The organism is Cellvibrio sp. OA-2007 (genome assembly GCF_000953825.1).
GTDB lineage: Bacteria > Pseudomonadota > Gammaproteobacteria > Pseudomonadales > Cellvibrionaceae > Cellvibrio.
The window spans coordinates 218786-225384 of sequence record NZ_BBUL01000090.1 but is presented as its reverse complement, the minus strand read 5'-3'; the positions used below and the strand labels follow the sequence as shown (position 1 = coordinate 225384).

The following is a 6599-nucleotide window of genomic DNA, read 5'->3' as shown; positions in this document are numbered from 1 at the left end:
TTTGTCAATATTAGCCTCTGAAGGATAGGCATTTAACAGAGTTATCCAACATGGCGCCCGCTCCACATCTAATCACAAACTTCCGCTTTGGGCACATTGCTGCCCTTAAAATCCGTTGTAGTTCGTAAACTCAACCGCAATCATCTTTAGCCGGATTCTACGATATTCGGCGGCTTGCTTCACGAAGCGCCCTACAAAATCAATCTCATGATTGAAGCACAGATGGGCTAAATAACAAATTTCATCTATTAATGTAATTACCGCCCATTACACGGTAAAGAATTAATAAGTTACTTGCACATAAACCCATCAGTCGTTGCTTTAGCCGTAAAATACAAGCCTGTTCATTGGATTAGGTTGTGCGATGTCGGTTGAATACTCGCTGCTTGAACGCGCGTCTGTGCGCATCAATGAAACGCCTTGCGCTAGGTTTACCCATGCGGTGGATTATGCCCAAGCGGCGGATGGGTTGTGTCCGCCAAAAGCGTGACCGCTCAGGTTGCACAATAATCTGAATTAAAAAAATCGATTCAAAAATTAGAGCGACTTAAAGCTTTCGGGGTTAAAGCGCAGGGCTAGATGATGATTCACTGTCGGCAGGGGGAACCTCTTCTTCGAATGGGTCGTACCATAATTCTTTGCGATCTAATGGCGTTAGGGGAGGGAGGCTTGAATTTTTAACGGTGATAATTCTGCGCGATTTAAGATCCGCCATTCGCAGTGAGTCACCATAGGCTTCATTAAATAATGCTTTGAGTGAGCCATCTTTAACCATAATTTCCAAGCCTGCTTCTAAACGTTTTGCCAGACCCGGTTCGCTAGGGGAAACAAAAAAATAGGTTGGTGCTGGTAGATTTATAGCGATATTCGGCGCCACAGTGATTTCGAGTTTATCTTTGTATTGTTCTATATCGTTAAATACTTCATTAATGCCGCGTGGCAAATAGTCAAAACGGCCGCCGTCCAACATATAAAACATGCCATCTGGCTTTTTGCCGCGCACTAGATTGAAGCCTTCTGCTTTTAATGTTTCGGTTGTCGCCCAGCCAAGCTGGGAGCCAACTTTTAGGCGCTTCAATTCTTCTAGCGTATGGACGTTTGTAAACAGGGAGGTGTTATTTTTGTGCACAAGCAATAAGCGATAGTTCAGTATGCCCCGGCGAATTGGTATGCGCACCGGAATGGTGTTGAGCTCCCAGTCGTTAGTGGTCAAGGCAGTGTAAACATTGATTTTTATTCCTTCGCGCAATACTTCTTTGGCTCTGATTGGCGTCATCATCTCAATTGGTACAGCTTCAATTTTGAATGGCCCATATTGTGCTACGGTTTTTTCCATCGCTATCTTGGCGATGTTGAATTTATATTTTTCTTTTGCTGAATTCATATCGCCCGTATCTGGCCACCTTAGGGTATCGATCGCCAAGGCACAGGGTGAAAACAATAAAACAGCGAGCAACAGAATCTTGCTTGAATGGGTCATCTTTACCATAAGTATTCCCTGCGCTTGTTGAGCAGCGTTATCGGTGATGCGAGTTATTCAAGTATATGCGCTGAGCTAGATTCCGCTAGGCGCTGAGTTAAGCTGAGTTTTTTACCAACAGTGCTCAATCGCGGCCATCGTTGATGGGCGGGTGACCTAATTCGATCCCATCGCCACCTTTTGCTTGCTGGTTCAATACTGTCGCGCTGTAAACCGCCCCTCCGCTGCGAATCAAACTAGAATAAAGGGGCTTCGCTTGAAGTGTTAATTGACATGGATTACTTGAAATGAATTATGTTCGTGTGATTGTCCTGACTGCCTTGGCGATGCTGGCGTTTGCGGGCAATTCTATTTTGTGCCGCCTTGCGCTTAAAGATGGCAGCATCGATGCAGCGAGTTTTACCAGTATTCGCTTGCTCTCTGGCGCCTTGGTTTTGTGGTTGATTGTATTGCTGCATCGTCGCTCTGCGCGCGTGCAGGGCAATTGGTGGTCGGCATTGGCGCTGTTTGTATATGCGGCAGGTTTTTCATTTGCCTATTTAAGTTTGCCTGCCGCACTGGGTGCATTGTTATTGTTTGGTGCGGTGCAGGCCACCATGATTGGATATGGCATTTGGTCGGGCGAACAATTGCGTAGATTGCAGCGGGTAGGTCTTGCATTGGCATTAGTGGGTTTGGTGGTATTGCTTGCGCCCGGTTTTTCCGCGCCGCCATTGTGGGGTTCACTATTAATGGTGGGTGCCGGTATTGCCTGGGGGATTTATTCACTGCGTGGCAAAGCGGTTGGCGACCCGCTACAGGTGACTGCGGGAAATTTTGTGCGCACGATTCCAATGGCGTTCTTGTTAATCGTATTGCTGCAAAGTAGCGTGTTTTTTGGTGATAATTTTTTTAGCGGCGCCATGTTTAGCAATGCTGGAATTGTGTATGCGATTTTGTCTGGCGCTTTAGCGTCTGGTGTTGGCTATGCCATCTGGTATGGCGTATTGCCCGCGTTAAAGGCGACAACTGCCGCCTCGGTGCAATTGAGTGTGCCAGTGATTACTGCGGTGGGTGGTGTGATTTTGCTCAGCGAAGCGCTCACGTTGCGTTTGGTATTGGCCTCGGTGGCGATACTGGGTGGTATCGCCCTGGTGATTGTGGAAAAAAAATAAATCGCCGATGCAATTAGCCGGGATTTTTTTCGTTGAGGATGCGCACCTCGCGCTGCGGAAACGGAATTTGAAAACCGTGTTCGCGCATGGCTTCGAAGATCATTAACATTAAATCACCGCCGACACGATTTTTGCCGTCGTCTATGCCGTACATCCAAAACTCTACAAACATATTTACACCGGAATCGCCAAAACCGCTGATTTCACAATCGGGGCGCTCCTCGATGGGTACATCATCGCCGCTGATCACTTGTTCGTGGGACGCGACAGTGGCTTTAATGATTTCTACCAACTTGCGAATGTCGGTGTCATAGGCCACCGAAAAATCGACTCTATAGCGCTGCTTTTTATTTTTGTGCGTCCAGTTGGTAAAACTTTCCGTCATAAATCGTTCGTTGGGCACCATGATGTCTTTGCCATCAAAAGTTTCCAGTGTGGTTGAGCGCAGCGTGAGTTCGCGTACTACGCCGGTTCTGCCATCTTCCAGCTCGATATAGTCATCCACCGAAATAGAGCGGTCGAGCAAAATAATAATGCCGGAAATAAAATTGGAGGCGATGGCTTGCAAGCCCAAACCCAGCCCAACACCGAGTGCGCCGCCAAAGACTGCGAGGGCGGTGAGGTTGATGCCCATGACTTGCAGCAACAATAAAATAAATAAAATAAAAATCGCGACTTCTAATAATTTTGCCGAGACTTCTTTGGTTCTGAAATCCAACTTTTCTTGTCGCCGAATAATTTCCTGACCGGTAGTGCTGGAAATGCGTCCGAGCCAAAACAGCAGCGAGCCAAATACAATCACTCTGGCCACACCATAGGCCGACACGTTGATATTGCCGACGGTAACTTGCATAGCTTCAAGAATGGCGATAGTGGGGTCGAGCAAATCTACCCAGTGTAAAAACAGCAGCGGCAAACCCACCCAGCGAAAACTAAACGCGACAAAATCATTTTTGATGTAATCGCGAATAAGCGTGTTATAAAACAGCAATAATGAAGCAACCAGTGCGGTACGTATCAGCCAGGATTTGCCCAGCAGCTGGTTGCTCAGTTCAATCGCCATGCTCATGATGATAATGGTGATCAGCGGAAAAATTAAACCGCCTAATTTGGAACTGAATTTTCGCAGTGTAGCCGCCGACGCATCGGCATAGGGTGAAAATAGCGGTACATGTTTGCGAATACGCCGGCTGATTAAATAGGAGAATAAAAAAATCGCCAGCACTAGTAGCAGTTGATAATAGGTGCTGGAGTCCTGCAGCAGATCGGTCCATTGTGTATGCAGATCAACGAGTGTCTGGCTGATTTTTTTATAATCCACGGTGCTGACTCCAGTTCTTCGATTTTAATTTCACAGGGTTAGTTGCTTGCCGGTGCGCTTTGAATGCCCAGTAGTTTTAACACGGTGTGATCGGCGAAACCATCGGCAACCAAACCTTGTGAATGTTGGAATTCACTCAGCGCGCGGCGTGTGCCCGGGCCAAAAATGCCGTCGGGTTTGCCTGCATCAAAGCCTTTTTGATTGAGCTGTGCTTGCAATTGCATTACTTGCTGGCGATGCAAACGCGGTGCATCGATGGGTGGTGTTTGCAACAGCGCACCGCCACCGGCAATTTGATCGGCCAATTGGCCGACGGCAATGGCGTAAAACTCCGAGCGGTTCCAGCGCATAATTACATTGAAATTGTCGTACACCAAAAACGCTGGGCCTTGGTGGCCTGCGGGAACCAGTAGTGAGGCATTCATCTCCGCTTGCGGTAATGGGCTATTGTCGGCGCGGGTTACCCCTAACTTGCTCCACTCGGTAAGCGTTTTGTGATTTTTTAAACCAGCCTCCAAAAACGGAAAGTTGCGCGGCAATTTTACTTCGCGCCCCCAGCGTTCATCGCCCAGCCAACCCAAGCTTTGTAAAAATTTCGCGGCGGATGCAAACGCATCGGCTTTGCTATGCCACAGGTCGCGTTTGTTATCGCCATCGTAATCCACGGCATTTTTTAAGTAAGACGAGGGCATAAATTGGAAGTTGCCCATGGCACCAGCCCAGGAGCCGAGCATCTGCTCGGGGGCGATATCACCTTCATCGAGAATGCGTAAGGCATTCATTAATTCGATAGTAAAAAAAGTGCTGCGGCGTGGATCACAGGCGAGGGTGGCGAGGGAATCGACCACTTTCATATTGCCAAAATAACCGCCGAAGTTGGTTTCCAAACCCCAAAAGGCGAGCAGGTAAGGTGCCGGTACACCGTAAGTTTGTTCAACACGATCCAGCAATGCACGATGCGTTGCCCAAAGTGCGCGCCCCTGTGCCACGCGCTGTTCGGTTACGCGGCGATTAAAGTAGTCGGCAAAGGTGGTAGTGAACTCCGGTTGTTGGCGATCCAATTCCAATACGCGTTTGCTGAGGCTGGCCTTGCCGAGGCTGGCGCGAATTATCGGCGCGCTAATGCCGGCTTTTTTGGCATCGGCAGAGAAGGTCTGGATACAGCTGGCAAACTCGGCTTCGGTGAGCATGGGTGCCGGGGTGATGACCGGTGCATCGGCTGCGGCTGTGATTGCAGGGGTAGATATTGTTGAAGCTGCGGTGCTAGATGGATTTGTTGTACTGCTGGGGGTTTGCGCGCAAGACAATAAACTCATACAGCAGACAAGAGGTAAAAGCTCCCGTAGGTTGGGCATGGTAACTCCGGATAGTGGCTGCACAAAGCGCGCTCGCCAATGTAGGTGGATTCGATTAGCAGAATGACATCGCCATTATGGCGGCTTGTTTATAACTTGAAATGCTTTTTTCTCGAACTCGCTCACTCAGTTGCGATATTTATCTATTTAGCCATGATCGCGGTGTCGTATTTTCCTAGTGCTACACTCTATAAGCACAACATATAAAAAAACGGAGCGTATCCGCTTACGGGGCAGCTCTAGTCCACGGCAAACACGGTCAAATAGGTCAATTATGAACAACTCTCTTTTCGGCAGGGCTTTGCTTGCTGCCGTTCTGGCGTTATCCCTTACAAGCGCACCGTTTATTTCTGCTCAAACAATAGTGCGTGTCAATGAAGCTACCGATGGCAATGGCCGTTATGCCATGCAGATGGTCAATTTAGCATTTAGTAAAATCGACACTAAGTACAAGTTTGAGCTAGATAATTCGGAAGTCAGTCAGGCGCGCAATATCGAAGATGTAGCCAATGGCAAGTCGGATTTACTCTGGGCGGCCACTAATCAGGATATGGAAAACAAGCTGTTGCCCGTACGTATCCCTTTGTACAAAGGCATGCTCGGGCATCGAATTTTTATTATTAACCCAGCCTCTCAAGCTAAGTTTGACCGGGTCAAAACCTTTGAGGATTTAAAACAGTTTACCTTTGGGCAGGGCACTACTTGGGCTGATTCGGATATTTTGGCGAGTAACGGCCTGAAGGTCATTCGTACCAACAAATACCAAAACCTGTTTTACATGGTGGAGGGGGGGCGTTTTGATGCATTTCCGCGCGGAGTGCAGGAGCCTTGGCAGGAGCTAATCAACAACGCGAGCCTGCCACTGACGGTAGAAAAGCACATTATGTTGGTGTACCGCATGCCTATGTATCTGTTTACCAACAAGAAAAATACCAAATTAGCGGCAGACCTTGAGCTGGGGCTGAACCGCGCCATTGCTGACGGCAGTTTTGATCGGGTCTTTCTCAATGATCCGATGGTTAAGGACGTGTTGGCAAAGGCCAATCTCAGCCAGCGCTTGGAGTTTCATCTGGACAACCCAACCCTGCCTAAAGAGACACCACTGGATCGCCCTGAGCTCTGGTTGGATATCAAAACCCTTGGTAAAACTGCACCTGTGGCTGAGGTGGCCAGGGTTGCGCCCGACGAGCCAGCAGCAAACGAGTGATACAAACAAAAGAACAGAAATCGCCATGTGCGGTTTCTGGTCTTTACCAGCGTTTGGGCAAGCGAAGAGAAGCGTGGAATAA

Annotated in this window: 6 protein-coding genes; 3 read left to right on the top strand and 3 right to left on the bottom strand. The window is 48.4% G+C overall.

The annotated features are described in order from the left end of the window. Positions 1-364: 364 nt before the first annotated feature. Positions 365-490, top strand: a complete 126-nt coding sequence (locus AWU77_RS20845; RefSeq protein ID WP_255353643.1) for a hypothetical protein — start codon at positions 365-367, stop codon at positions 488-490. 72 nt (positions 491-562) lie between these two features. Here the strand turns inward: AWU77_RS20845 and AWU77_RS11755 are convergent, their stop codons facing one another. After that, positions 563-1489: an ABC transporter substrate-binding protein gene (locus AWU77_RS11755; RefSeq protein ID WP_062063568.1), complete on the bottom strand. Its 927-nt coding sequence runs from the start codon at positions 1487-1489 to the stop codon at positions 563-565. A 278-nt stretch (positions 1490-1767) separates the two neighbouring features. Here AWU77_RS11755 and AWU77_RS11750 point away from each other — a divergent pair, with 278 nt between their 5' ends. Beyond that, positions 1768-2634, top strand: coding sequence for a DMT family transporter (locus AWU77_RS11750; RefSeq protein WP_062063566.1), 867 nt, complete (start codon positions 1768-1770; stop codon positions 2632-2634). Between the two features lie 13 nt (positions 2635-2647). Here the strand turns inward: AWU77_RS11750 and AWU77_RS11745 are convergent, their stop codons facing one another. Both AWU77_RS11745 and AWU77_RS11740 read right to left on the bottom strand, forming a co-directional pair. Continuing rightward, positions 2648-3955, bottom strand: a complete 1308-nt coding sequence (locus AWU77_RS11745) for a mechanosensitive ion channel family protein (protein WP_062063564.1) — start codon at positions 3953-3955, stop codon at positions 2648-2650. Positions 3956-3993: 38 nt separating this feature from the next. Next, on the bottom strand, positions 3994-5310 hold the full coding sequence (locus tag AWU77_RS11740) for a lytic murein transglycosylase (RefSeq protein ID WP_084618310.1): 1317 nt from the start codon (positions 5308-5310) through the stop codon (positions 3994-3996). Positions 5311-5584: 274 nt separating this feature from the next. On the opposite strand from AWU77_RS11740, the gene AWU77_RS11735 reads away from it, so the two are divergent. Continuing rightward, positions 5585-6517: a transporter substrate-binding domain-containing protein gene (locus AWU77_RS11735; protein WP_062063561.1), complete on the top strand. Its 933-nt coding sequence runs from the start codon at positions 5585-5587 to the stop codon at positions 6515-6517. Positions 6518-6599: the final 82 nt, after the last annotated feature.

Coding starts and splice junctions, on each gene's coding strand:
- AWU77_RS20845 (WP_255353643.1), top strand. CDS start 365: ATGTCGGTTGAATACTCGCTGCTTGAACGCGCGTCTGTGCGCATCAAT.
- AWU77_RS11755 (WP_062063568.1), bottom strand. CDS start 1,489: ATGGTAAAGATGACCCATTCAAGCAAGATTCTGTTGCTCGCTGTTTTA.
- AWU77_RS11750 (WP_062063566.1), top strand. CDS start 1,768: ATGAATTATGTTCGTGTGATTGTCCTGACTGCCTTGGCGATGCTGGCG.
- AWU77_RS11740 (WP_084618310.1), bottom strand. CDS start 5,310: ATGCCCAACCTACGGGAGCTTTTACCTCTTGTCTGCTGTATGAGTTTA.
- AWU77_RS11735 (WP_062063561.1), top strand. CDS start 5,585: ATGAACAACTCTCTTTTCGGCAGGGCTTTGCTTGCTGCCGTTCTGGCG.